Annotated in this window: 23 protein-coding genes; all 23 read left to right on the top strand. The window is 52.2% G+C overall.

Annotation, left to right across the window (positions count from 1 at the left end; translation table 11 throughout):
- The first annotated feature begins 132 nt into the window (after positions 1-132).
- The 23 genes from ACXMYH_RS09115 to ACXMYH_RS09005 all read left to right on the top strand — a co-directional run bounded on the left by ACXMYH_RS09115 (position 133) and on the right by ACXMYH_RS09005 (position 25,541).
- Complete coding sequence (locus ACXMYH_RS09115; protein WP_215703005.1) at positions 133-1,569, top strand: BaiN/RdsA family NAD(P)/FAD-dependent oxidoreductase; 1,437 nt, start codon at positions 133-135, stop codon at positions 1,567-1,569.
- Entirely contained in the window at positions 1,481-3,088 is a 1,608-nt protein-coding gene (locus tag ACXMYH_RS09110; protein ID WP_215703006.1) for an NAD(P)/FAD-dependent oxidoreductase, read from the top strand. Before ACXMYH_RS09115 ends, ACXMYH_RS09110 begins: the two co-directional genes overlap by 89 nt.
- 70 nt (positions 3,089-3,158) lie before the next feature.
- Positions 3,159-4,004, top strand: a complete 846-nt coding sequence (proB, locus tag ACXMYH_RS09105; RefSeq protein WP_118297934.1) for a glutamate 5-kinase — start codon at positions 3,159-3,161, stop codon at positions 4,002-4,004.
- A gap of 150 nt (positions 4,005-4,154) precedes the next feature.
- Positions 4,155-4,382, top strand: a complete 228-nt coding sequence (locus ACXMYH_RS09100) for a DUF896 domain-containing protein (RefSeq protein WP_118297935.1) — start codon at positions 4,155-4,157, stop codon at positions 4,380-4,382.
- On the top strand, positions 4,360-4,983 hold the full coding sequence (locus tag ACXMYH_RS09095; protein ID WP_486554734.1) for a 5-formyltetrahydrofolate cyclo-ligase: 624 nt from the start codon (positions 4,360-4,362) through the stop codon (positions 4,981-4,983). Before ACXMYH_RS09100 ends, ACXMYH_RS09095 begins: the two co-directional genes overlap by 23 nt.
- A complete protein-coding gene (locus tag ACXMYH_RS09090; RefSeq protein WP_486554733.1) occupies positions 4,977-6,218 on the top strand; it encodes a glutamate-5-semialdehyde dehydrogenase in 1,242 nt (413 codons plus the stop codon). The genes ACXMYH_RS09095 and ACXMYH_RS09090 overlap by 7 nt, the downstream gene beginning before the upstream one ends.
- Positions 6,219-6,301: 83 nt before the next feature.
- Positions 6,302-7,732, top strand: a complete 1,431-nt coding sequence (gene miaB / locus ACXMYH_RS09085) for a tRNA (N6-isopentenyl adenosine(37)-C2)-methylthiotransferase MiaB (protein ID WP_486554732.1) — start codon at positions 6,302-6,304, stop codon at positions 7,730-7,732.
- 95 nt (positions 7,733-7,827) lie between these two features.
- On the top strand, positions 7,828-10,461 hold the full coding sequence (mutS, locus tag ACXMYH_RS09080) for a DNA mismatch repair protein MutS (RefSeq protein WP_182426750.1): 2,634 nt from the start codon (positions 7,828-7,830) through the stop codon (positions 10,459-10,461).
- A gap of 34 nt (positions 10,462-10,495) precedes the next feature.
- On the top strand, positions 10,496-12,595 hold the full coding sequence (gene mutL / locus ACXMYH_RS09075) for a DNA mismatch repair endonuclease MutL (RefSeq protein ID WP_118529785.1): 2,100 nt from the start codon (positions 10,496-10,498) through the stop codon (positions 12,593-12,595).
- Positions 12,595-13,545: a tRNA (adenosine(37)-N6)-dimethylallyltransferase MiaA gene (gene miaA, locus ACXMYH_RS09070; RefSeq protein WP_118529787.1), complete on the top strand. Its 951-nt coding sequence runs from the start codon at positions 12,595-12,597 to the stop codon at positions 13,543-13,545. The genes mutL and miaA overlap by 1 nt, the downstream gene beginning before the upstream one ends.
- 11 nt (positions 13,546-13,556) lie before the next feature.
- Positions 13,557-14,837, top strand: coding sequence for a methionine gamma-lyase family protein (locus tag ACXMYH_RS09065; protein ID WP_118529789.1), 1,281 nt, complete (start codon positions 13,557-13,559; stop codon positions 14,835-14,837).
- A gap of 110 nt (positions 14,838-14,947) precedes the next feature.
- Positions 14,948-15,199 carry a DUF4321 domain-containing protein gene (locus tag ACXMYH_RS09060; RefSeq protein WP_118297943.1) on the top strand — a complete coding sequence of 84 codons (252 nt, stop codon included), beginning with the start codon at positions 14,948-14,950 and terminating at the stop codon, positions 15,197-15,199.
- A gap of 110 nt (positions 15,200-15,309) precedes the next feature.
- Positions 15,310-16,017 (top strand): RadC family protein, encoded by a 708-nt coding sequence (gene radC, locus ACXMYH_RS09055; RefSeq protein WP_118297944.1) that lies wholly within the window; start codon positions 15,310-15,312, stop codon positions 16,015-16,017.
- On the top strand, positions 16,014-16,859 hold the full coding sequence (gene mreC, locus ACXMYH_RS09050) for a rod shape-determining protein MreC (protein ID WP_118297945.1): 846 nt from the start codon (positions 16,014-16,016) through the stop codon (positions 16,857-16,859). The genes radC and mreC overlap by 4 nt, the downstream gene beginning before the upstream one ends.
- Complete coding sequence (gene mreD / locus ACXMYH_RS09045) at positions 16,852-17,382, top strand: rod shape-determining protein MreD (RefSeq protein ID WP_486554731.1); 531 nt, start codon at positions 16,852-16,854, stop codon at positions 17,380-17,382. Before mreC ends, mreD begins: the two co-directional genes overlap by 8 nt.
- On the top strand, positions 17,375-20,254 hold the full coding sequence (locus tag ACXMYH_RS09040; protein WP_486554730.1) for a penicillin-binding transpeptidase domain-containing protein: 2,880 nt from the start codon (positions 17,375-17,377) through the stop codon (positions 20,252-20,254). The genes mreD and ACXMYH_RS09040 overlap by 8 nt, the downstream gene beginning before the upstream one ends.
- Positions 20,255-20,369: 115 nt before the next feature.
- Positions 20,370-21,035: a septum site-determining protein MinC gene (locus ACXMYH_RS09035; protein ID WP_329751389.1), complete on the top strand. Its 666-nt coding sequence runs from the start codon at positions 20,370-20,372 to the stop codon at positions 21,033-21,035.
- Positions 21,036-21,265: 230 nt separating this feature from the next.
- Complete coding sequence (minD, locus tag ACXMYH_RS09030; protein ID WP_118297949.1) at positions 21,266-22,057, top strand: septum site-determining protein MinD; 792 nt, start codon at positions 21,266-21,268, stop codon at positions 22,055-22,057.
- Positions 22,058-22,342: a cell division topological specificity factor MinE gene (gene minE, locus ACXMYH_RS09025; protein ID WP_118297950.1), complete on the top strand. Its 285-nt coding sequence runs from the start codon at positions 22,058-22,060 to the stop codon at positions 22,340-22,342.
- A gap of 3 nt (positions 22,343-22,345) precedes the next feature.
- Entirely contained in the window at positions 22,346-23,476 is a 1,131-nt protein-coding gene (locus ACXMYH_RS09020; protein WP_118529795.1) for an FtsW/RodA/SpoVE family cell cycle protein, read from the top strand.
- A gap of 11 nt (positions 23,477-23,487) precedes the next feature.
- Positions 23,488-23,883 carry a methylglyoxal synthase gene (locus ACXMYH_RS09015; RefSeq protein ID WP_118297952.1) on the top strand — a complete coding sequence of 132 codons (396 nt, stop codon included), beginning with the start codon at positions 23,488-23,490 and terminating at the stop codon, positions 23,881-23,883.
- On the top strand, positions 23,883-24,851 hold the full coding sequence (locus tag ACXMYH_RS09010) for a D-alanyl-D-alanine carboxypeptidase family protein (RefSeq protein ID WP_215703013.1): 969 nt from the start codon (positions 23,883-23,885) through the stop codon (positions 24,849-24,851). Before ACXMYH_RS09015 ends, ACXMYH_RS09010 begins: the two co-directional genes overlap by 1 nt.
- Before the next feature lie 270 nt (positions 24,852-25,121).
- Complete coding sequence (locus tag ACXMYH_RS09005; RefSeq protein ID WP_118297955.1) at positions 25,122-25,541, top strand: twitching motility protein PilT; 420 nt, start codon at positions 25,122-25,124, stop codon at positions 25,539-25,541.
- Positions 25,542-25,626 lie beyond the last annotated feature (85 nt).

Below are 25,626 nucleotides of genomic sequence, written 5' to 3'. Positions count from 1 at the left end.
TCAGGTCGATATACTAATATAAATTGTAACCGTTCGGCGGGATGATCCCCGGATGATCTGTGATCGGGTTCCATGCGCGGATCATCGCACAGATGAACGGTTGCCGTAAATCAGGTACAGGGGAGAGATAGAATGGCGGAAAGTTTCAGAGGACGGAAAGGGATCATCATCGGCGGCGGTGCATCAGGACTTATGGCCGCGATCACTGCGGCAAAACAGGGTGCGGATGTGACGGTCCTGGAGCACACGGCCCGACCGGGAAAAAAGATCCTGTCAACGGGAAACGGCAAGTGCAACCTGACAAACCTCTATATGGATCCTTCCTGCTACAGGAGTGATCAGAGCGGATTTGAAACAGCTGCCATCCGGAATTTTCCACCGTCCGCCGCGACAGCGTTCTTCCGGGAACTTGGTGTCCTGACGATGGACCGCGGCGGCTATATATATCCGATGTCCGGTCAGGCGCAGACGGTCCTCGATGCACTGCTCCGGGGAGCGGACCGTGCGGGAGTCCGGATCATTACGGAATGTGAAGTCCGGAACGCGAAAAGACAGAAAGACCGTTTTTCGGTCGAGACAGACCGTGGGATCTATACAGGTGATTTCCTGATCTTGGCGTGCGGTTCCATGGCGGCGAAAGGAACAGGATCCGACGGAAGCGGCTATGAGCTCGCGAGACAGTTTGGACACCGGATCATCAAGCCGCTCCCGGCGCTTGTCCAGCTGAAATGCGAAGGAAATCTCCTCCCGAAAGCCTCCGGAGTCCGGACGGACTGCCTTGTGGAGATCCGGACCGGGGACGGAAAGACAGCGGCAAAAGACCGGGGAGAACTCCAGATCACGGACTACGGGATCTCGGGCATCCCGGTATTCCAGGTGAGCAGGTATGCGGCGAAGCTTTTGGATCGGAAGCAGAAGGTGTCTGCAGTCCTGAACTTTCTGCCGGATCTGGATGAAGAAGAAGTCCAGGATCTTTTGAAGGAGCAGAGATCCTGCCTTTCGGGGGAAACTGCCGAGACATTTTTAAACGGTATTTTTAATAAGAAACTCGCGTCGGTGCTCTTAAAAGCGGCAAAGATCCGGCCCGAAAGACAGGCGGGACTCTTGACGAAAGAGGAGCTGAACAGTCTGGTTTCTGTGATTCGGGAGTTTGTGATCCCGGTGAAGGAGACAAATCCTTTTGAACAGGCCCAGATCTGTGCAGGCGGTGTCGATACAACAGAGATAGAAGCGGAAACTATGCAGTCAAAACGCGTTCCCGGACTTTACATGGTCGGGGAGCTTCTGGATGTCGATGGGATCTGCGGCGGATACAACCTGCAGTGGGCATGGTCATCCGGATATGCAGCCGGATCTCATGCAGCCGCAGGGGTCGTCCAAGGATACAGAAAAACTGTCCGGGGACAGGAAAAACAGGTGAAATTCTCCGGATCGGAAGGGAACAGAGCCCGGGGAAGACAGGAAAGGAAAAAACATACATATGATCCGGATCAATCAGCTCACACTTCCCGTGGATCACGCGGAAGAGGCGATAAAGAAAAAGGCGGCAAAGCTCTTAAAAATCGATGAATCGGCGATCGGGGAGATCCAGATCGTCCACCGCTCCATCGACGCGAGAAAGAAGCCGAATCTGCTGTTCAGTTATATTGTGGATGTGACACTTGCAGGCGGAAAAAAAGAGGCAGCAGTCATCAAAAAGGCGGCAAACCAGAATGTCCGGGCAGAAGACTCGAAACTATATGCGTACCCGGAACATGGAACGCAGGAGATGAGAAAGCGCCCGGTGATCATCGGGGCAGGTCCTGCCGGGATGTTCGCAGCGCTGGCACTCGCCGAAAACGGCTATGCCCCGATCCTTTTTGAACAGGGAGATGCCGTTGAGGAGAGAACGAAAAAAGTAGAGGATTTCTGGAAAAACGGGGATCCGGCGCTCGATATCCGCTCGAACGTCCAGTTTGGTGAGGGCGGAGCCGGAACATTCTCAGACGGAAAGCTAAATACACTTGTAAAAGATACTTCGGGAAGGAACGGAAAAGTCCTCTCCACCTTTGTGGAGATGGGGGCGGATCCGTCGATCCTTTATGACCATGCACCTCACATCGGGACCGACGTGCTGAGAGAAGTGGTCAGAAATTTGAGAAACAGGATCATCGCCGGAGGCGGAGAGGTCCATTTCCGCTCGGAAGTCACGGAGATCCTGGAGGAAAACGGCAGAGTTTCCGGAGTAAAGCTCGCAGATGGGACCGTGATCGGGACGGAGCAGGTGATCCTCTCTGTGGGACACAGTGCCAGAGATCTTTTTGAGAAACTTGACAGGATGAAGGTCTTTATGGAGCCGAAGCCGTTTGCGGTGGGACTCAGGATCCAGCATCCGCAGGCGCAGATCAACCGGAACCAGTATGGGCTGGAGGATGCCGGAAAACTCGGCGCCGCGCCGTATAAAGTGACCGCGAAGACAACCAGCGGCCGCGGCGTCTACTCGTTCTGCATGTGTCCGGGAGGAATGGTGGTGAACGCCTCCTCGGAAAAAGGACGTCTGGCAGTCAACGGAATGAGCAATTTTAAACGGGACAGCGGCATCGCAAACAGTGCCCTGATCGTGGCGGTCACTCCGGCGGATTTCCCGACAGCCGGTCCTTTGGGCGGAATCGCATTCCAGAGAACCCTGGAAGAGCGTGCATTCGCGCTCGGCGGAGGAAAGATCCCCGTCCAGCTCTACGGCGATTTCGCCGCAAACCGACCGACGGTGGCCCTGGGAGATGTGAAACCTGTGTTCTGCGGGGGATATTCCTTCGCAAACCTGCGGGAACTGATGCCAGAGGCCTTAAACGGAGCGTTTCTTGAAGGGATGGAGCAGTTCGGAAGACGGATCAGAGGATTCGACCGGGCGGACGCTGTCCTTGCAGGAATCGAGAGCCGTACGTCATCACCGCTCAGGATCTGCCGCGATGAGAGCCTTCAGAGCAGTTTAAAGGGGCTTTATCCATGCGGCGAGGGAGCCGGGTACGCCGGAGGGATCACATCGGCGGCCATGGACGGCCTGAAGGTTGCGGAAGAGATCATCAAGCGGTATGCAGCGGTAGGTTAAACTGTAAAAGTGGCAGTGCGCCGGAGAAAAAGGCGGTACTGCCTGATTCCGTTGGAAAGGGGACTTTCATATGACAGAGAGAGAATTATTAAAAGATAAAAAGAGGATCGTGATCAAAATCGGATCTTCCTCATTGACACATGCGGAGACTGGAGACCTGAACCTTGCAAAGATCGAGAAACTGGTCCGCGTCATCAGCGATATGAGAGGAATGGGAAAAGAAGTGATCCTTGTCTCCTCCGGTGCGATCGCGACGGGGCGCCAGACGCTCGGCGGAAAGAAGCCGGAGACGGTTGCCGAGAAACAGGCTTACGCGGCGGTCGGTCAGGCACGCCTCATGATGGTATATCAGAAACTCTTTTCCGAGTACAACCAGACGGCGGCACAGATCCTGATCACAAAGGCGACGATCCTGGACGATACTTCCCGCGCAAACGCGAAAAATACGTTCAATGAACTTCTAAAACTCGGAACGGTGCCGATCGTAAACGAGAACGATACCGTATCTACATATGAGATCAAATTCGGTGATAATGACCGCCTTTCCGCCATCGTTGCGGCTCTTGTCGAGGGAGATTTGTTATTCCTTCTCTCCGACATCGACGGGCTCTACACGGATGACCCGAAGAAAAATCCGGATGCAAAGTTTATCAGCCAGGTGGATGACCTGACTGATGAGTTTATGGCGATGGGAAAAGGGACCACAGGAAGCGACGTCGGAACCGGAGGAATGGCGACAAAACTCCACGCGGCAAAGATCGCGACAGAGAGCGGTGCCGACATGGTGATCGCGAACGCAGACGATGTGGAAGTCATGTGGCGCATCTTAAAGGGTGAGGAGATCGGAACACTCTTTAAAGCAAATAAGAGCAGCGAATTTGCGCTGCTGGATTATATCCAGAGTATTCACGCGTAAAAAAGGTATCCCGGCATATTCGGGTGCCTTGCGCAGTCGCTTGCGTCGATCATCATCTTCGCGTGAGTGTGCATCAGATGGCAGGAACCTGCATTCCGGAAGCGGGGAAACCGCAGATCCCGGAAACAAACAGAGAGGACAGAAAATTACATGAAACAGGAACAGATCGACAGAATCAATGAACTTTACCATAAATCCCAGTCCGTAGGACTTACGGATGAGGAGAAAGAGGAGCAGGCGGCGCTCAGAAAGCAGTATGTCGCTGACATCAAGGCAAGTCTCAGAGGCCATCTGAACAACATTTCGATCGTTGAGAAGGACGGCTCCGTGACAGACCTCGGAAAGAAATACGGAAATGTGGGAAACACAGAAAGCTGAGCTCAGAAAAGACATACGGAGCCGTCTGAAAGCGATGCCGGAAGAAGAAAAGAGGATCCTTGACAGGGAGATCGCGGAACGCGTCCTGGGTCTTCCGGAGATTGCAGAAACGAAAGCCGTGTATGGATATGCGTCCCTGAACTGGGAGGCGGGAACCGGGGAGGTTCTGGAGGAACTCCGGGCACAAAAATACATCATCTGTCTTCCGAAAGTTACCGGGGAGACGATGGAGTTTTTTGTGACGGAGTCGGAGCAGGATCTCTCGGAAGGTTCATTTCATATCATGGAACCAAAGAACGGATGCCGAAAAGCGGATGAGACCAGATCAGAAATCCTCCGGACGGCGCCGATCCTGGTCCCGGGAATGGGATTTGTGGAAACCGGTGCCCGTCTGGGAAAAGGCGGCGGATTCTATGACCGGTATCTGGAACAGCATGCCGGTCATATGACGATCGCGCTGGCCTATGAGTTCCAGATCCTCGGGGAGATCCCGGTGGGACCGTATGATAAGAATGTAGATTTGATCGTGACAGAAAAGCGTGTGATCCGGTGCAAAGACCGGGATGCCGGAACACGGATCAGGGAGGAACAGCCATGTTAACAGAAATCGGACAGAAAGCAAAGGAAACTTCCTATGTTCTCGGAAAAATGGGGACAAATTTAAAGAATGCAGGACTTCTGGCAGCTGCTCAGGAGATCCTGGATGAGGAGAACGAGATCTTAAAGGCAAATGCGGCGGACGTTGCGAGAGCGAAGGAGAGAGGAATGGCTCCGGGACTTGTGGACCGCCTGGAACTGAACCATAAACGCATCGAAGGCATCGTGGAAGGCATGCGCCAGGTTGTCGGACTGGACGATCCGGTGGGTGAGGTCATCTCCATGAAAAAACGCCCGAACGGACTGCTGATCGGACAGAAACGCGTCCCGTTAGGCGTCATCGGGATCATCTATGAGGCGAGACCGAATGTGACGGCGGATGCGTTCGCTCTCTGCTTTAAAGCAGGAAATGCTGTGATCCTCCGCGGCGGGAGCGACGCGCTGGAATCCAACAAGGCGATCGTCGCAGCGATCCGGAATGGACTGAAGAAGGAAAATATCCCGGAGGATGCGATCGCCCTGATCGAAGATACGAGCCATGAGACGGCGCGCGAGTTCATGCGGATGAACGGATATCTCGATGTCCTGATCCCGCGAGGCGGGGCCGGACTGATCCGCACGGTCGTGGAGAACAGCACAGTGCCTGTGATCGAGACCGGAACCGGAAACTGCCATATCTATGTGGATGAGAGTGCAGATCTCGATATGGCGCTCGACATCATCTTCAACGCGAAGACCCAGAGGATCGGCGTCTGCAATGCCTGCGAATCCACACTGGTGCACCGGAAGATCGCAAAGGAATTCCTGCCGCTCATGAAAAAGCGTCTGGATGAGAAGAACGTGGAGATTCGCGCAGATCAGGACGCCTGCTCGATCGTACCGGAATTTACGGCGGCGACGGAGGAAGACTGGGGGAAAGAGTACCTGGACTATATCCTTTCCTGCAAGATCGTGGATTCCGTGGACGAGGCGATCGCCCACATCAACCACTACAATACCGGTCACTCCGAGGCGATCATCACGAAGGATTACGAGAATGCCCAGAAATTCCTGAATGAGGTGGATGCGGCAGCTGTCTACGTCAATGCGTCCACAAGATTCACCGACGGCTTCGAATTCGGATTCGGAGCTGAGATCGGGATCAGTACCCAGAAACTCCACGCGAGAGGTCCGATGGGACTTCCTGCGCTGACGTCCACGAAGTACATCATCTACGGAGACGGGCAGATCCGGAAGTAAGGTGAAACAACAAGGTTGCATTTTCGGAGAATCTTGGTTATAATCATTCAGGATTGAATTTAGAAATTTGGAGAAACATAAGAATGATAGATAAAAATATCATCGCAGGGGCTCCGACGGAGGAACCGGCGAGACAGCAGTACTTTATGGAACAGGTGAAAAAGCTCGTGGAGGCGGAGAGCGCGAAAAAAGGACGTCCGCTCACCTGTTTTATCAATACATTCGGGTGCCAGATGAATGCCAGAGACTCCGAAAAGCTCCTTGGGATCTTAAAAGAAGCGGGATATGTGGAGGGAGCCGATGAGAACTCGGATTTCGTTCTTTACAATACATGTACCGTGCGTGAGAACGCGAACTTAAAGGTGTATGGCCGTCTTGGATATCTGAGCGGCGTGAAGAGAAAAAATCCGGATATGATGATCGCACTCTGCGGCTGCATGATGCAGGAGCCGGAGGTTGTCGCAAAGATCAAAAAGAGTTACCGCCATGTTGACCTGATCTTCGGAACCCACAACATTTTCAAACTTGCGGAGCTGCTCTACGAGCGCTTCATGGAAAAGAAGATGGTGGTGGATGTCTGGGAAGGAACCAATGAGATCGTGGAGGAACTCCCGGTCGAGAGAAAATATCCGTTCAAGTCCGGCGTCAATATCATGTTCGGCTGCAATAACTTCTGCAGTTACTGCATCGTGCCGTATGTGCGCGGACGCGAGAGGAGCAGAGAGCCGGAGGACATTATCAAAGAGATCGAAGAGCTTGTGGCTGACGGTGTTGTGGAAGTGATGCTTCTCGGACAGAACGTCAACTCCTATGGAAAGAATCTGGAACATCCGATCACCTTTGCGGAGCTCTTAAGAAGAGTCGAGAAGATCGAAGGACTGGAGCGCATCCGCTTCATGACTTCCCACCCGAAGGATCTCTCCGACGAGCTGATCGAGACGATGCGGGATTCGAAGAAGATCTGCAGCCATTTACATCTGCCGCTCCAGTCCGGCAGCAGTGAGATCTTAAAGCGCATGAACCGGAAATATTCGAAGGAACAGTACCTCGCACTGGTGGAGAAACTGCGCGCGGCGATCCCGGATATCTCCCTGACTACGGATATCATCGTGGGATTCCCGGGGGAGACTGAGGAAGACTTCGAGGAGACGATGGACGTGGTGCGCAAGGTCCGCTACGATAGCGCCTTCACCTTCATCTACTCCAAGCGCACCGGAACTCCGGCGGCGGCCATGCCGAACCAGGTTCCGGAGGATGTCGTAAAGAACCGTTTTGACCGCCTGTTAAAGGAAGTCCAGGATATTGCGGCTGAGGTCGTAAAGCGCCATGAGGGAACGGTACAAAAAGTCCTTGTGGAGGAGATCGATACCCACGAGTCCGGCTTTGTGACGGGAAGACTTTCCAACAACACAGTCGTACATTTCGCCGGGGACGCGTCCCTGATCGGAAAGATCGTGGATGTCTCTTTAGACGAGGCAAAGGGATTCTACTATATGGGTTCCCTGGTTAAATAATAAGGATGAAAAACATGTGACGCCCGGAGCCGAGTGCTTCGGGCGCTGTGGGCATGTTATGGAATAGGAGAAAAGACGTGGGACAGATTTCACCAATGATGACACATTATCTCGAGACAAAAAAGCAGTATCCGGACTGTATCCTTTTTTACCGGCTGGGTGATTTCTACGAGATGTTTTTTGAGGATGCGAAGACGGTTTCGAGAGAGCTGGAGCTGACACTGACGGGAAAGGACTGCGGTCTGGAAGAACGGGCTCCGATGTGCGGAGTCCCGTTCCATGCGGTGGAAGGCTATCTCACAAGACTCGTCCAGAAAGGTTATAAGGTTGCGATCGCGGAGCAGATGGAGGATCCGAAGCTCGCGAAAGGTCTTGTAAAGCGTGAAGTCATCCGCGTTGTGACGCCGGGAACGATCACGAGCTCCCAGGCTCTGGACGAGACAAAGAACAACTACCTGATGGCAGTTGTGTATACCGGAAACAATTACGGGATTGCGACGGTCGACATCACGACCGGCGATTTTTTTGTCACGGAGGTGACGAGCGAGCGGGCGCTTCTCGATGAGATCAACAAGTTCACGCCGTCGGAGCTTGTGTGCAATGAGGCACTCTTCATGTCCGGACTTGATATGGATGAGTTAAAAGAGCGGTATCATTTTGCCGTGACGGCACTGGAGAACCGGTTTTTCTCGGATGATGACTGCAGGAAGATCTTAAAAGAGCATTTCCATGTGATGAGTCTCGAGGGACTTGGACTCGGAGATTATGAGAATGGAATGATCGCATCCGGTGCGGTCCTTCAGTATCTCTATGAGACGCAGAAGAATGACCTGTCCCATCTGACGAAGATTACACCGTACACAACGGGGCAGTTCATGATGATCGATACCTCCACAAGACGAAATCTGGAGCTTGTGGAGACTCTGCGTGAAAAACAGAAGAGAGGCTCCCTTCTCTGGGTCCTCGATAAGACAAAGACGGCCATGGGGGCGAGACTTCTCCGCTCCTTTATCGAACAGCCGCTGATCGACAAGACGGAGATCGAGCGCCGGCAGCAGGCGATCGAAGAGCTGAACATGAACTATATCTCCAGGGAGGAGATCCGGGAGTACCTGAATTCCGTCTATGACCTGGAGCGCCTGATGGGGCGGATCAGCTATAAGACGGCAAACCCGAGGGACCTTCTTTCCTTTAAGAATTCCCTGGAGATGCTGCCGTATATCAAAGATATTCTCGGGGAGTTTTCCTGTGAGCTTTTAAAGAAAATGAACGAGGATCTGGATCCGCTGCGGGATCTCTACGAACTCATTGACCGGTCCATCGTCGATGAGCCGCCGATCTCGCTCCGTGAGGGAAACATCATCAAGGACGGATACAGCGAGGAAGCCGACAAGTACCGGAAGGCAAAGACGGAAGGAAAGGCATGGCTGGCGGATCTTGAGACCGAGGAGAAGGAAAAGACCGGCATCAAGAACTTAAAGATCAAATACAACAAGGTGTTCGGATACTACTTTGAGGTAACAAACTCCTTCAAAGACTTGGTCCCGGATTACTTTATCCGCAAACAGACTCTGACAAATGCGGAGCGCTACACGACAGACCGGTTAAAAGAGCTGGAAGACATCATCATGGGCGCGGAGGACCGCCTGTACACTCTGGAATACGATCTGTTCTGCGATGTGCGCGATAAGATCGCTGCGGAGGTCCTGCGGATCCAGAGCACTGCGAAAGCGATCGCGGGCATTGATGTCTTTACCTCCCTGTCCACAGTGTCCATGCGGAATAACTACGTGAAGCCGAAAATCAACGAAAAAGGACTGATCAACATCAAAAACGGCCGTCATCCGGTTGTCGAGAAGATGATCAAAGACAGCCTGTTCGTCGCGAACGACACATATCTGGATAACGGAAAGAACCGGATCGCCGTCATCACGGGACCGAACATGGCGGGCAAATCCACTTACATGAGACAGACGGCACTGATCGTCCTCATGGCGCAGATCGGAAGCTTTGTTCCGGCTGACGAGGCGAACATCGGGATCTGTGACAGGATCTTCACGAGAGTCGGCGCCTCCGATGACCTGGCATCCGGACAGAGTACCTTTATGGTCGAGATGACGGAGGTTGCAAATATTTTAAGAAATGCCACGAAGAACAGTCTCCTCGTCCTCGATGAGATTGGCCGCGGCACGAGTACCTTTGACGGTCTTTCGATCGCCTGGGCAGTCATCGAACACATCAGCAACCCGAAGATCCTCGGCGCGAAGACGCTGTTTGCGACCCATTATCATGAGCTCACGGAGCTTGAGGGGACCATCAGCGGTGTCAACAACTATTGTATCGCCGTCAAGGAACAGGGGGATGATATCGTATTCCTCAGAAAGATCGTAAAGGGCGGGGCAGATAAGAGCTACGGAATCCAGGTCGCGAAACTCGCGGGTGTTCCGGAGCCGGTGATCGCCCGCGCGAAGGAGCTTGTTGAGGAGCTCGCGAGCGCCGATATCACAGCCCAGGCAAAAGAGATTGCCCAGATGAGCGCGTCCCCGCAGCATAAGGCGGTGGCGAAGCCGGACGAGGTGGATCTCAACCAGATGTCGATCTTTGATACCGTGAAGGACGATGACATTATAAAAGAACTCGGGGATCTGGAGCTTTCCAGCATGACCCCGATCGATGCGTTAAATACCCTGTACCGGCTGCAGACGAAGCTGAAAAACCGCTGGCAGTAGCAGGGATTGAAAAAGAAAGAGAGGGAGAGAGACTATGCCGATTCAGGTTCTGGATCAGAGTACGATCAACCAGATCGCCGCGGGCGAGGTCGTGGAGCGGCCGGCCTCCGTGGTGAAGGAGTTAATGGAAAACGCCATCGACGCCGGTTCCACGGCGATCACTGTGGAGATCCGCCAGGGCGGCATCGGGTTTATCAGGATCACGGATAACGGCTGCGGAATCAAAAAGGAAGAACTGCCATTGGCTTTTCTGCGCCACTCGACAAGCAAGATCCGGACGGCAGAAGATCTTCTTACCGTGTCTTCCCTGGGATTCCGCGGTGAGGCGCTTTCCAGTATCGCGGCAGTCTCCCAGGTGGAACTGATCACAAAAACCTCCGGAAGTCTCACCGGATCGAGATACCGGATCGAAGGCGGTGAGGAGAAAGGTCTCGAGGAGATCGGCGCACCGGAGGGGACCACGTTTATCTCCAGAAACCTCTTTTTCAATACGCCGGCAAGGCGGAAATTTTTGAAGACGGAGGCCACGGAGGGCGCTCATGTGGCGGATCTCGTGGAAAAGATCGCCCTGTCCCACCCGGAGATCTCGATCCGGCTCATCGTGAACAACCAGAGCCGTCTCCACACCTCGGGAAACCACAACCTGAAGGACATCATCTACACGGTTTACGGGCGGGAGATCGCGGCAAACCTTCTTCCGATCGAGGTGTCGACCGGGATCGTGAAGATCTCGGGCTTTATCGGAAAGCCGGTGATCGCCCGGGGAAACCGGAATTTTGAGAATTATTTTATCAACGGGCGCTATATCAGGAGCGGACTCGTCTCCAAAGCGATCGAGGATGGGTACAAGAGCTATATGATGCAGCATAAATACCCGTTCACGCTGCTGCACCTCACGGTGGAGCCGGAGTATATCGATGTGAACGTTCATCCTTCGAAGATGGAGCTTCGATTCAAAGACGGCGAGAATATGTACCGAGTGATCTCGCAGGCGGTTCTCGACGCGCTTTCCGGGAAAGAGCTGATCCCGAATGTGAGTCTTATGTCGGAAAAGGAAGAGCGCGAGCTTGCAAAGGAAGAAGCTGCCGTGGCACGGAATCCGGTGCCGGGGAGCGGAATGAATCCGGTGGCGAAAAACGCCCATGGACCGGAGCCGTTTGAACACCGCCGCATGGAGGCGATGGGCATCCGCGAAGAACGCCCGACCTACGGGGAGAAGAAGCAGGAGAGCAAATGGATCCTGCCTCCGAAGCCGCTCACGAGGGAACTGAAACCGGAGCCGGCGGCCGGACAATCGACCGGACAGACGGCAGAGCATATCATGGCGGGTCTTCCTGGAATGGATCCGGCAGAAAGAAAAGTGGGAGCGCTTCCTCCGGGAGCCGGAATTTCCGGTGCCGTGACAAAGAGTGCTGACTCTGCGGACAGAAAAGATAGTCAGGAAGTACGGTCTGAACAGGACCAGCCGGGAATCACACCCCGGGCGGAAAAAACAAAAGACCTCCAGCCGACCCAGATGGAGATGTTCGACAACCGTCTCCTCTCGGAATCTGCGAGAAAACGCCACCGCCTGATCGGGCAGGTCTTTGAGACTTACTGGCTCGTGGAATATGACGGTAGCCTCTATATCATCGATCAGCATGCTGCCCACGAGAAAGTGCTCTTTGAGAAGAATTTTGCGTCATTAAAGACGAGAGAGTACACTTCCCAGCTCATAAGCCCGCCGATCATCCTGACACTTTCCCTTCAGGAGGCGGACCTCTTAAAGCGCCACATGAAGGTGTTTACGGACATTGGGTTCGAGATCGAACCGTTCGGCGGAAATGAGTACGCGGTGCGCGCAGTGCCGGACAACCTGTTCTCCCTGGCAAAGAAAGATCTCCTGATGGAGCTCATCGATGGCCTTTCCGACGACAGCATGGGGAAGAATGTGGAGTCCGTCTACGACCGGATCGCCACCATGTCCTGCAAAGCTGCGGTAAAGGGAAACAACGAGCTGTCCTTCGCGGAGGCGGATCAGCTCATCGATGAACTGTTAAAACTGGAGAATCCATATAACTGCCCGCACGGGAGACCGACGATCGTTGCGATCAGCAAATATGAGATGGAAAAGAAATTCAAGAGGATCGTATGATGAAAAAGCCTTTGATCATAATCACCGGGCCGACAGCGTCCGGAAAGACCGCCCTCTCCGTGGAACTCGCGAAAAAGATCGGTGGGGAGATCATCAGCGCCGACTCCATGCAGGTGTACCGCCACATGGATATCGGATCCGCGAAGGTGACGAAGGAGGAGATGGACGGTGTCCGCCACCACTTGATCGACGTTCTGGACCCGTGGGACGAATTTAACGTTGTCGTATTCCAGAAACTCGCGAAAGAGGCTATGGAGGAGATCTACGCGGCCGGGCATATCCCGATCATCGCCGGAGGGACTGGATTTTATATCCAGGCGCTGGTGAATGACATCGACTTCACGGAAAACGACGGGGATACGGGATACCGGGAGGAGCTGGAGCGCCTGGCGGCAGAGAAAGGAGCTTCCGCTCTCCACGACATGTTAAAGGAAGTGGATCCGGAATCAGCGGAGGCGATCCATGAGAACAATGTAAAGCGTGTGATCCGCGCCCTGGAGTTTTATAAAAAGACTGGGACAAAGATTTCCGCCCACAACGAGGCGGAGCGCAAAAAGGAATCGCCCTACAATTTTGCCTACTATGTGCTCAACATGGACCGCGGCCGCCTGTATGAGAGGATCGACCTGCGGGTGGACCTCATGATGAAGAACGGGCTGCTGGCGGAAGTGGAAAAACTGAAAGAGATGGGCTGCACGAGGGAGATGGTATCCATGCAGGGGCTGGGATACAAGGAGATCCTGGATGCCCTGGACGGGACGATCTCTCTGGATGAGGCCGTCTACATCATCAAGCGCGACACGAGACATTTCGCGAAGCGCCAGCTTACCTGGTTTAAGAGGGAAAAAGAAGTGACCTGGGTGGACCAGGGGAACTTTGATTTTGACAGAGAAAAGATCCTCGCGTGGATGTTAAAAGATCTGCAGGACAGAGGAATCGTGATAAAGTAAAAGGAGAAGACATGGAACTTACAAAGATGTACGGAGAGCTTGGAATCTCTGAGAAAGTTTTAAATTACGGAAGAGAGATCGAAAAGAGTCTGCATGACCGCTTTGAGGCGATCGATAAAACAGCGGAGTACAATCAGCTGAAGGTCATCAAAGCCATGCAGGAGGCGAGAGTCAGCGATATTCATTTTGCCGGAACGACCGGTTACGGTTACAATGACCTTGGCCGTGACACGCTGGAAGAAGTATACGCAAAAGCATTTCACGGTGAGGATGCCCTTGTGCGGCCGCAGCTGATCTCCGGAACCCACGCGCTTACCATCGCCCTTTCCGGAAATCTCCGCCCGGGCGATGAGATCCTCTCCCCGGTCGGAAAGCCGTATGATACGCTGGAGGAAGTCATCGGGATCCGTGATTCCGTCGGCTCCTTAAAGGAATTCGGCATCACCTACAGCCAGGTGGATCTTCTTCCGAATGGAGATTTCGACTTCGAGAACATCAGAAAAGCGATCAACGAGCGCACAAAGCTCATCGAGATCCAGCGCTCCAAGGGATATGCGACGAGACCGACCTTATCCGTAAAGCGCATCGGCGAACTGATCTCCTTTATCAAGTCCATCAAGCCGGATGTGATCTGCATGGTCGATAACTGCTACGGGGAGTTTGTCGAGGAACTGGAGCCGACGGATGTAGGAGCGGACATGATCGTCGGTTCCTTAATTAAGAACCCGGGCGGCGGACTTGCCCCGATCGGCGGCTATATCGTCGGACGGAAGGACTGTGTGGAGAGAGCGGCATACCGTCTGACAGCTCCGGGACTCGGAAAAGAGGTCGGCGCCAGCCTTGGCGTCAGCCAGTCTCTCTATCAGGGACTGTTCCTCTCCCCGACCGTTGTTGCGGGAGCACTGAAAGGTGCGATCTTTGCTGCAAATGTGTATGAGAAGCTTGGATTCGGCGTCGTTCCGAACGGAACGGAGAGCCGTCACGACATCATCCAGGCGATCACCTTCGGCACACCGGAAGGCGTGATCAAATTCTGTGAGGGCATCCAGGCGGCAGCGCCGGTGGACAGCTTTGTGACTCCGGAACCGTGGGCGATGCCGGGATACGATTCCGACGTCATCATGGCAGCAGGCGCCTTCGTTCAGGGATCCTCCATCGAGCTTTCCGCCGATGGTCCGATCAAGCCGCCGTATGCGGTATACTTCCAGGGAGGACTTACCTGGTTCCACGCAAAACTCGGTATTTTGATGTCCCTGCAGAAATTAGTCGATGCTGGTATCGTGACATTGTAAATGTGAACTTTTTCTTAACTCATTGTTTTTGAGCCAGAAATATGCTAAACTTCTGTGCATAAAGTGCCGGGACTGCTATGCGGTCCCGGCGATCGGGAGGAATCAACAGTATGAAAAGTAAAAGCTCCTGGGTCCTGCTTCTCCTTCTGCTTTCCGGGATCGTTCTTGGAGGCTTTATCGGAGAGATGACAGCGAGAGTGCCGGGACTTTCCTGGTTAAATTTCGGGGAATCGTTCGGACTGAACGATCCGCTCGTCTTAAACCTCGGGATCCTTGTGATCACGTTCGGACTCAGCATCCGGATCACGATGGCGAGCATCATCGGCGTGATCGTTGCGATCCTGATCTACCGTTTCCTGTAGGAAGATCTGTTTTCCGGGAAACTTCTGTCAGCCGGGGAATGTACGGATGACAAAAAGGGGATATCTGCCGCACCGTGTACCTGGAGAGACCGGAAAGGCGGGATGTCAGTATGGAAAAGAAATGTGGAAAGACGATGAAGGGGCTGCCGGTCTCGGAGCGCCCTTATGAGAAGGTGCTGGAGAAAGGCCCGGCGTCGCTTTCTGATGCGGAACTCCTCTCCGTGATTCTGCGATCCGGGACAAAGAATATCCCGGTGCGGGAGATGGCGGAGGAGATTCTGAATTCCGGAAATCCACCGGGGCTGGCGGGACTCCTCCATGGCGCCGTGGAGGATTATAAAGAGATCCGCGGGGTCGGGGAAGTGAAAGCGATCCAGCTCGCGTGCGTCGGAGAACTTTCGGCGAGGATCTGGAAAACGGCGGCATCAGAAAAGACGGTCGTTTTTGATGCGCCGTCAAAGGTGGCTGCATTCTATATGGAGGAAATGCGCCATCTGGAACAGGAGAATCTGAAACTTCTGCTTTTGAATACAAAGAACATTCTGTTAAAGGATACAACAGTCTCGATCGGAACGGTGAATGCCTCCTGCGCGACGCCGCGGGAGATCTTTATCGAGGCGCTGCGGTCCAGGGCCTGCGGGATCATTCTGCTCCACAACCATCCAAGCGGGGATCCGACGCCGAGCAGGGAGGACTGCCTCTTTACAGAACGTGTCATGGAAGCAGGAAAGCTCATGGGAGTCCCGCTTCTGGACCATATCATTATCGGAGATAATTCCTATGTGAGCCTGAGAGAACGGGGAATTTTTGAAACATGAAAAACAATACGAAATATTTTCTATTTGGACTGTCGCTTCTCTGTATCTGTATGATCGGTATTACGACGATCAGGGGAAGCATCTTAAATCCGCTGCGGACCGCGGTGGGATATGTGCTGGTGCCGATCCAGTCCGGTGTGAACAGGGTCGGCGGCGGACTCTACAATGAACTGAGCAGCGTCGGAAAACTGAAGACGGCTCTGGCAGAGAATGAGACCTTAAAGACGAGAGTGGATGAGCTGACGGAGGAAAATACGAGACTCCGCTCGGAACAGTTCGAGCTGGAGCGCCTCAGAAGTCTCTATGAACTGGATCAGGAATATATGCAGTACCATAAGATCGGTGCCCGTATCATCGCAAAAGACTCGAGTTCCTGGTTTTCCGTATTCCGGATCGACAAAGGATCCGATGACGGGATCAAAGAGGATATGAACGTCATCGCCGGAGGCGGTCTTGTCGGTATCGTCACAGATGTGGGAGCGAACTACGCGACAGTCCGCTCGATCATCGATGACTCCAGCCGTGTGAGCGCCATGGCGCAGCAGTCCGGGGATTCCTGTATCGTCGCGGGAGATCTTCAGCTGTTTAAAGACGGCCGGTTAAAGCTTTCCTATATGGAAAAGGACGATGATATCAAGGATGGCGACATGATCGTCACTTCCAATATCAGCGGAAAATTCCTGCCGGGGATCCTCGTGGGGTATGCGACGGACATCACGGTGGATTACAACGACAACCTGACGAAATCGGGATACCTGATCCCTGCCGCGAGATTCGACAGACTTCAGGAGGTCCTGGTGATCACAGACTTAAAGGATGCGGGGCCGGAGATCAATGAATAGCAATATGAAGCGGATCATCGCGAGTTTTCTGCTGGTGATCCTGGCATTTATCGTGCAGACCTGTATTTTCCCGCTGCTGCCGTTCCTGGCGGTATATCCGAATCTCATGGTGATCCTTGTCTTTTCCTTCGGGTTTATCCGGGGAAGTGTCTGGGGGATGGGATACGGACTGATCGCGGGACTTCTGATGGACCTCTCGTCCGGAGGTCCGCTCGGATTTCACACGCTGATCTTTATCTGGATAGGCTATGTAAACGGAATCTGCACGAAGTATTATTATGAGGACTATATTACGCTGCCGCTGGTGCTTTCAGCGCTGAACGAAGTGTTTTATAATTTCTATCTTTATGTATTCGGCTTCCTGGTGCGGGGAAGATTACATTTCGGCTATTATTTCATCAACATTATCCTGCCGGAGACGATCTTCACCGTGGTGACAACACTGATCCTGTACCGGCTGTTCCTCTATATCAGCCGCAGACTGGAAGAGATGGAAAAAAGGAGAGACACAACGATTGTTTAACGATTTTTCTGAAATTCTGAAAGAGTTTATGAAAAAGCTGCTGTCGTCAAGACTTGTGATCCTGGCGGTGGTATTTGTGGGGCTGTACGCGATCCTTGGCATGCGCCTGTTCAATCTTCAGATCATGGAAGGAGAGCAGTACCAGGAAAACTATATGGCAAAGACGGAAAAAAAGATCAGTCTTGCCGGTACCCGCGGAAATATTTATGACAGAAACGGGAATCTTCTTGCATATAATAAACTGTCGTACAATGTGACGCTTCAGGATAACGGAGATTACAAAAGATCCAACGACAGAAACCGGATGCTCCTGGAGCTTGTCCGGATCTTAAACCGTCACGGCGAGAACGTGGAAGGAGATTTTTCCGTGGGTTATGACTCCTCCGGGAATATGATCTTCACGACCACCAGCGAGGCGGCGAGAAAACGCTTTTTGAGCGACTATTACGGATTAAAAAAGACGGATGAACTGGATGACGCGGATGGAAAATATCCGTCCGATGTGACGGCCAGGGAAGTCTTTGACGCCAGGGTAAAATATTACGGTCTGGACCAGCTGAAGGATGACAATGACAACCCGATCGAACTTACCGATGAGGAAGCTCTCGGGATCATCAATATCCGCTATACGATGGGACTCACCGCGTACCGGAAATATGAGTCCACCACGATCGCCTCTGACGTCAGCAAGGAGACGATGACGGATGTTCTCGAAAACTCCGCGAACTTAAAAGGCGTCGGCATCGAGGAATCAACGATCCGTGTATACAATGACAGCGTTTATTTTGCACCGATCATCGGATACATCGGAAAAGTCTGGGATGATGAACTCGAAAAACTCCGGGAGACGAATCCGGACTATGAGCTGACGGACCTTGTCGGAAAGACCGGGATCGAGGCATCCATGGAGACGGAGCTTCAGGGAAAGAAGGGTTCCCAGACTATGTATGTGGACAGTATGGGACGGATCCTTGAGGTCGTTAAGAGAACAGAGCCGGAGGCAGGACATGACATCTACCTGACACTGGACCGGGATCTCCAGATCGGTGTGTATCATATTCTGGAGCAGCAGCTTGCCGGTATCATCACGGACAAGCTCGTGAACCGTGATCTTGATGACAACGATTACAAGAAGGCGGCAAATATCCCGATCCCTGTGAAGGATGTCTACTACCAGCTGATCAACAACAATGTCCTGGACCTTGCAGCGTTTTCCGCGCCGGAGGCGTCCCAGACAGAGAAAAACATCTATGCGAAGTACAGCCAGTCGAGAGAACAGATCCTTGCACAGATCCGGAGCGAGCTCACGGATGGATCCGCGAGAAAGATGGCAGACCTGCCGGAAGACATGTTTGCCTACATGCAGTATATCTATACGTTGCTTTCCGACCGTGGGATCATACAGACAGACAAGATCGACCAGGAGTCTGACACATACAACGCATGGAAGAACGATTCCATCAGCCTCAGGGATTACCTGTACGACGGGATCGCGGAGAGCTGGATCGACACGACAAAGCTGAAGATCGAGTCCAGATACTCTGATGCGGACAGTATTTACCAGACGATCGTGGAATATGTGATGGATGACCTGCAGAACGATGCGGCGTTCACGAAGAAGATCTTCCGCTACCTTGTCAATAACGGCACCGTGTCCGGAAAGGAACTCTGCCTCGCCCTCTATGACCAGAATATTCTGGCTTACGACGAGAATGAAGTCCAGATGCTGGAGGCGGGCGGAGATGAGTACGCATTCCAGTTTATCAGAAACAAGATCTCCGATATCGAGATCACACCTGCGCAGCTTGCCCTGGACCCGTGTTCTGCCAGTGCCGTGATCACGGACGTCAACACCGGTGAGGTGCGGGCACTCGTGACCTACCCGAGCTACGACAACAACAAGTTCTCCGGAACCGTGGATGCGGAGTATTACAACAAGTTAAATAACGATCAGTCCCTGCCGCTCTTTAACAATGCCACACAGGCACAGAAGGCGCCTGGATCGACCTTCAAGCCAATCATCGCGGTGGCGGCTCTTGAGGAAGGCGTGATCGGGCTGAATGATACGGTGAACTGTACCGGTATCTACAAGGAGATCACACCGGCGCTGCGCTGCTGGATCTACCCGGGACAGCATGGACCTCTCGATGTGGTCCACGGCATCCAGAACTCCTGCAACGTGTTCTTCTCTGAGATGGGACACCGCCTCTCCATGGATGAAAACGGAAACTATTCACCGGAATTCGGTATCGAGAAGATCCGAAAGTATGCGTCCATGTTCGGACTCGATGAGACATCCGGAATCGAGATTGCTGAGAGAGAGCCGCAGATGACGACGGAGAAACCGGAGGCATCTTCGATCGGACAGGGTAAAAACTCTTACTCCAATATCCAGCTTTCCAGATATATCACGGCAGTTGCCAATAAGGGAACGGTATTCAAACTGAGTCTGCTCGACAAGATGACGGATTCCCAGGGAAATCTCTTAAAAGATTTCACACCGGAAGTACGTTCGACCATCGACGTCAAAGATTCCACATGGAACGCTGTCCACACCGGAATGCGCCGTGTAATCTCGGATGGTTCTGCGAGGAAGATCTTCAGTGACCTGGAAGTCGATATCGCAGGTAAGACGGGTACTGCCGAGGAGATAAAAAATGGACACCGCGTCAACCACGCGTTCTTCGTTTCCTTTGCTCCATACCAGAATCCGGAGATCGCGGTGACGGTGAATATCCCATACGGATATTCTTCCTCCAACGCGGCGACGGCGGCGAAAAATATTTACCGGTTCTACTACGGATATACAGACCTGAATTACATTCTGAATAACAGTGCGCTGAACTCTTCGAACGTAGAGATCGGAGACTAGTCTGCGCACTGCACAGACAAAATGCTGCAGCCCGGCGAAACTGCCGGGCTGTAAGGCGTTGACGGACCGGCGGTCTGGCGCACCTGTCAAAGTTACATAAAAGGGGGATTTCAAGATGAAAGAAGCTGTCGTAATCAAGGGAAATAAAGCCGGAATGACTGTTTATCTGGAGAAAGACCTGGATTTTGAGAAAGTTCTTCAGGCGATTGCAAAGAAGTTCAAGGCGACGGCGAAATTCTGGGGAGCTGCCCAGATGACGCTGACCCTGGAGGGACGGGACCTGACTCCGGAGGAAGAGTACCGTGTTGTGCAGACGATCACGGAAAATTCCGATATCGAGGTGCTGTGTCTTCTCGACACGGACGGAAACCGGACGAGAAAATGTGAGAAAGCACTCAATGAGAGACTGATGGAGCTGTCTTCCCTCACAGGTCAGTTTTATAAAGGGAATCTCCGGGACGGGGACGAGCTGGAATCAGAGGCCAGCATCGTGGTGATCGGTGATGTGGAAAAAGGAGCAAAAGTCAGCGCAAAAGGGAACATCATCATTTTAGGAGCGCTCCGCGGGGCGGCCCATGCGGGGATCTGCGGAAATGAGGATGCGGTGATCGTTGCTTTTGAGATGGCACCGATATCGGTCCGGATCGCGGGACTTTCCCTGAAAAAAGCGGAGAAAGGACGCCATCTTGGGCGCGGTCCGATGATGATCCTCTCTGAGAACGGAAAAGTTGTCGAAGAACCGATCAAAAAGAGCTTTCTGAGTGCGCTGAATTTTATATAAAAGAGGTCCGTATCAGTTTCCTTTTATAAAGCTTTTATAAAATCTATTTTTTACTGGAATTTTTTGCTTTTTTCATGTAAAATATATCTTGTGGTACCAGGGGCAAAGATCAGAAAACGGGTGCAGCTCTGCCCGCAGGAAAATTTTTGAGCTTTTGCCAATCCGGTATCAATCTCTGAAAACAGAGGAGATGCGAGTACATTCATAACTTAATACAGGAGGATATTCTTATGAGTGAAGTCATTGTTGTTACATCCGGAAAAGGGGGTGTTGGCAAGACGACGACCTCAGCGAATGTCGGTACAGGACTTGCCATGCTCGGGGAGAAAGTGATCCTGATCGATACAGATATCGGTCTCAGGAATCTCGACGTGGTGATGGGACTGGAGAACCGCATCGTCTACAACCTTGTGGACGTCGTGGAGGGGAATTGCCGTCTGAAGCAGGCACTGATAAAGGACAAAAGATATCCGAACCTGTTTTTACTTCCGTCCGCCCAGACCAGGGACAAGTCCTCCGTGACTCCCGGTCAGATGCGAAAGCTGGTGGATGATCTGAGAGAAGAGTGTGATTATGTACTGTTAGACTGTCCTGCGGGGATCGAGCAGGGATTTAAAAACGCCATTGCCGGAGCGGACCGTGCTTTTGTCGTCACGACTCCCGAGGTATCGGCGATCCGTGACGCAGACCGGATCATCGGCCTGCTGGAGGCGGAAGAAATCTCAAAGATGGATCTCATCGTGAACCGGATCCGGATGGATATGGTCCGGAGGGGGGATATGATGTCGATGGAAGATGTGACGGATATCCTTGGAATCCCGATCCTCGGCGCGATCCCGGACGATGAGGAGATCGTGATCTCCACGAACCAGGGGGAACCTCTGGTGGGAATGAATTCCTTTGCCGGACAGGCTTATCTTAACATCTGTAAGCGGATACTTGGTCAGGAGGTGCCGCTTATGGGGCTTGAGAAAAACAAAGGATTCTTCCATATGTTTAGCGGCCTCTTAAAGAGGGCATAAATGAAAAAGAGACTGTTCCATATCCTGACAGGGAGAAATTCCGGAAGTATCGCGAAAAAACGGCTTGAATTTCTGCTGATCGCGGACCGGGCCGGATGTACGCCGGAAATCCTGGAGATGTTAAAAAACGACATGATAAAAGTCATATCAAGATATATGATGATCGATCCGGAACAACTGGAGGTCAAGGTGATCCACATGGATCAGAGAAAGGCGGGAGAAAAGCTCCCGGTCCTGTATGCCAGTGTTCCGGTTCGGGAACTGCTGGTTAAGGGGACATTTTAATACATGCTTTCAGAATACAATTTTAAAAACTTCAATTTCCGTCTGTTGTTCTACGCCCTGGCGTTAAATGTGATCGGGCTTCTTGTGATCAACAGTGCGGTAAACGGAGACAGAAGCTATATCAACCGCCAGTTGATCGGCCTTTTTGGCGGACTGGTGATCATGATCTTCCTGGCTCTGATGGATTACCACAAACTGATGCGCTGTACCGGCGTGATTTATCTTGCCTGTGTGGCGATCCTGCTGGCGATCATTGTCGCAGGACAGTTTGGAGGAGCCGGAACGGGTGCGAGACGCTGGATCACACTTCCTGTGATCGGACGCTTCCAGCCGTCGGAATTTGTTAAGATCGGTCTGATCATTTTCTTCTCCTGGTTTCTGCAGCGAAATCAGGAGAAGATCAACGATCCCCGCACATTGATCATCGTCGGGGCTTTTGCTGCGGTTCCGCTGCTTCTCATTATGAAACAGCCGGACCTGTCCACGAGTATCGTTATCGTGTTCATTATTGTATGCCTGATCTTTGTCGCAGGACTCAGCTATAAGTGGATCATCGGCGCGGCTGCTGTTGGGATCCCGGGGCTGGCACTCACGGTATTTCTTGCTGAGCGGGGCGCTGTTCCGTTCCTGACAGGATATCAGGTAAACCGAATCCTCGCCTTCATCAATCCGGGAAAATTCGCAGACTTAAATGTCCAGCAGGATAACTCAAAGATGGCGATCGGATCGGGAATGCTGTATGGAAAAGGTCTGCTCAACGAGACGGCCATTTCCGTAAAAAACGGAAATTTCTTATCTGAGGAACACACCGATTTTATTTTTGCCGTGATCGGTGAGGAGATGGGGTTTGTGGGCTGCATGCTTGTGCTGGTCCTCTACCTTCTCTTCGTATTTGAATGCCTGCGAATGGCAGGGAGAACGAGAGATCTGACCGGAAAGCTCCTCTGTACGGGGATGGCTGCTCTCGTTGGATTCCAGGCATTTACAAACATTGCGGTTGCCACCGGGATTTTCCCGAATACCGGACTTCCGCTTCCATTTATCAGTTATGGTGTAAGTTCTCTGGTAAGTCTTTATATCGGCATCGGCGTTCTTTTAAACGTCGGACTGCAGCAAAATAAACTGGAATTCTAGGAGGTATTCTTATGAATGTTGGACTGATCGCGCATGATTCCAAAAAGAAACTGATGCAGAACTTCTGTATCGCGTATAAAGGGATCTTAAGTAAACATAACCTCTATGCGACCGGAACGACCGGAAAACTCATTGAGGAAGTCACAAATTTAAATATCCATAAATTCCTTCCTGGCCACCTTGGCGGGGAGCAGCAGATGGGAGCACAGATCGAGAACAATGATATCGATCTTGTGATCTTCCTGAGAGACCCGCTGTCACCGAAGTCCCACGAGCCGGATGTCAACAAGGCGGTGAGACTCTGCGATATCCACAACGTCCCGCTTGCGACAAACCTTGCGACAGCAGAGCTTCTGATCAAGGCTCTGGATCGCGGAGATCTTGAGTGGCGTGAGATGTATAAGTAATGAGTAAGAAGAAAAGATGGATCCCGGGGATCGTGGGGTTCTGCCTGATCCTTGGCGCGACTGGCTGCGCCGGACTTGCAGATACGGGAAATACCTACGCCCTGGATCAGAGGATCGAGACGTTCGCATCTTCAGGCAGCGGAAGAACGGCGGACGGCTTTGCGGCAGACCTGGCGGTGGTAACGGATGGGATCGACGGAGACGGAACACTCACAGCGCAGTCTGCCGGGGTATTTCCGCTCGATGGGGGAAATGCCGTATTTGCGCAGGATGTTTTTGAACGCAGAAATCCTGCCAGCACGACGAAGGTTATGACGGCGCTTGTCGCCCTGAAATATGGAAATCTTGAAGATATGGTGACGGTTCCTCAGGAGTCGGTAATCACGGAGAGCGGTTCCTCCATGGCGGGGGTTGTTCCCGGAGATAAGCTGACACTGGAGCAGCTTCTTTATGGTCTTTTGATCCCGTCGGGAAACGACGCGGCAAACGCGATCGCAGTTCATATGGGCGGATCGATCGAAGGATTTGTTGAAATGATGAACGAGGAAGCAGCCCGGATCGGTGCCACAGGGACGCATTTTGCAAATGCCAACGGCTTGACGAACGAGGACCACTATATGACCGCCTACGACCTTTATTTGATGTTCCATGAGGCGTTAAAGTATGAGAAGTTCCGGGATATTATCGGAACGAAGACATACACGGCGTCCTATAAAGGGGCGGACGGATCGGATAAAACCGCATCCTGGAGTGTCAGCAACTACTACATGCTCGGAAAGAGGGAAATGCCGGATGGACTCTCCGTATTCGGAGGAAAGACTGGAACCACCCAGGCGGCGGGCTACTGCCTGATCATGGGGGAGAAGGACGCGGACGGGAAAGAGTACGCATCTGTCGTGATGCATGCGGACAGCCGCGATGCCCTCTATTCGGATATGTCGACGATCATGGAGAAGATCGACCGGTAGCAGAAAGCAGGAGAAAGAATACGTGAATGAACAGGACATGAAAGTTTTCGGGGGATCCGAAGGTTTTCATGTCCTGTTTTTACTCCCGGGCAACCGTAAAGAACTGTCGACAGCAGATTCTGCCGGTGTTGGAAGTACATTCTGCTTTTGTATGAAATTATTTCGAAATTTAGAAATAATGGTTGCAAATTTTCAGCAAATAGTCTATAATAAATTTACAAACAAGAGATTTTTTATACAAAATATATAAAATCCAAGGAGGAGTGCATTATGGTTCAGATCATCGCAGGACGGAAGGGAAAAGGAAAAACTAAATATTTACTTGACATGGCTAACACAGCTGTAAAAGAGGCAAAAGGTTCAATCGTTTACCTTGATAAAAGTTCGAAACATATGTACGAGCTTAACAACAAGATCCGCTTAATCAACGTGGCTGAGTTCTCCGTAAGTACGGCTGAAGGCTTTATCGGTTTCATCTGCGGAATTATTTCCCAGGATCACGATCTCGAGGCTATGTATCTTGACAGTTTCTTAAAGCTCGCCGGTCTTGAGGGAGAAGATATCACTGCAACTCTCGCAGAGCTGGATCAGATCAGTACAAAGTACCATGTAAACTTTGTATTAAGCGTATCCATGGATGGTGAAGAACTTCCGGAATCTGCAAAAGATATGGTGCTGGTAGCATTATAAAACAATCGCTCCTTCCTATAAGTAAGAGTACATAAACACCTGCCTGATGGCGGGTGTTTATGTTTTATAAGCCGGAAATTCTACG

The organism is Pilosibacter sp. NGB245 (genome assembly GCF_057397225.1).
This window is presented reverse-complemented; position numbering and strand designations above follow the sequence as displayed.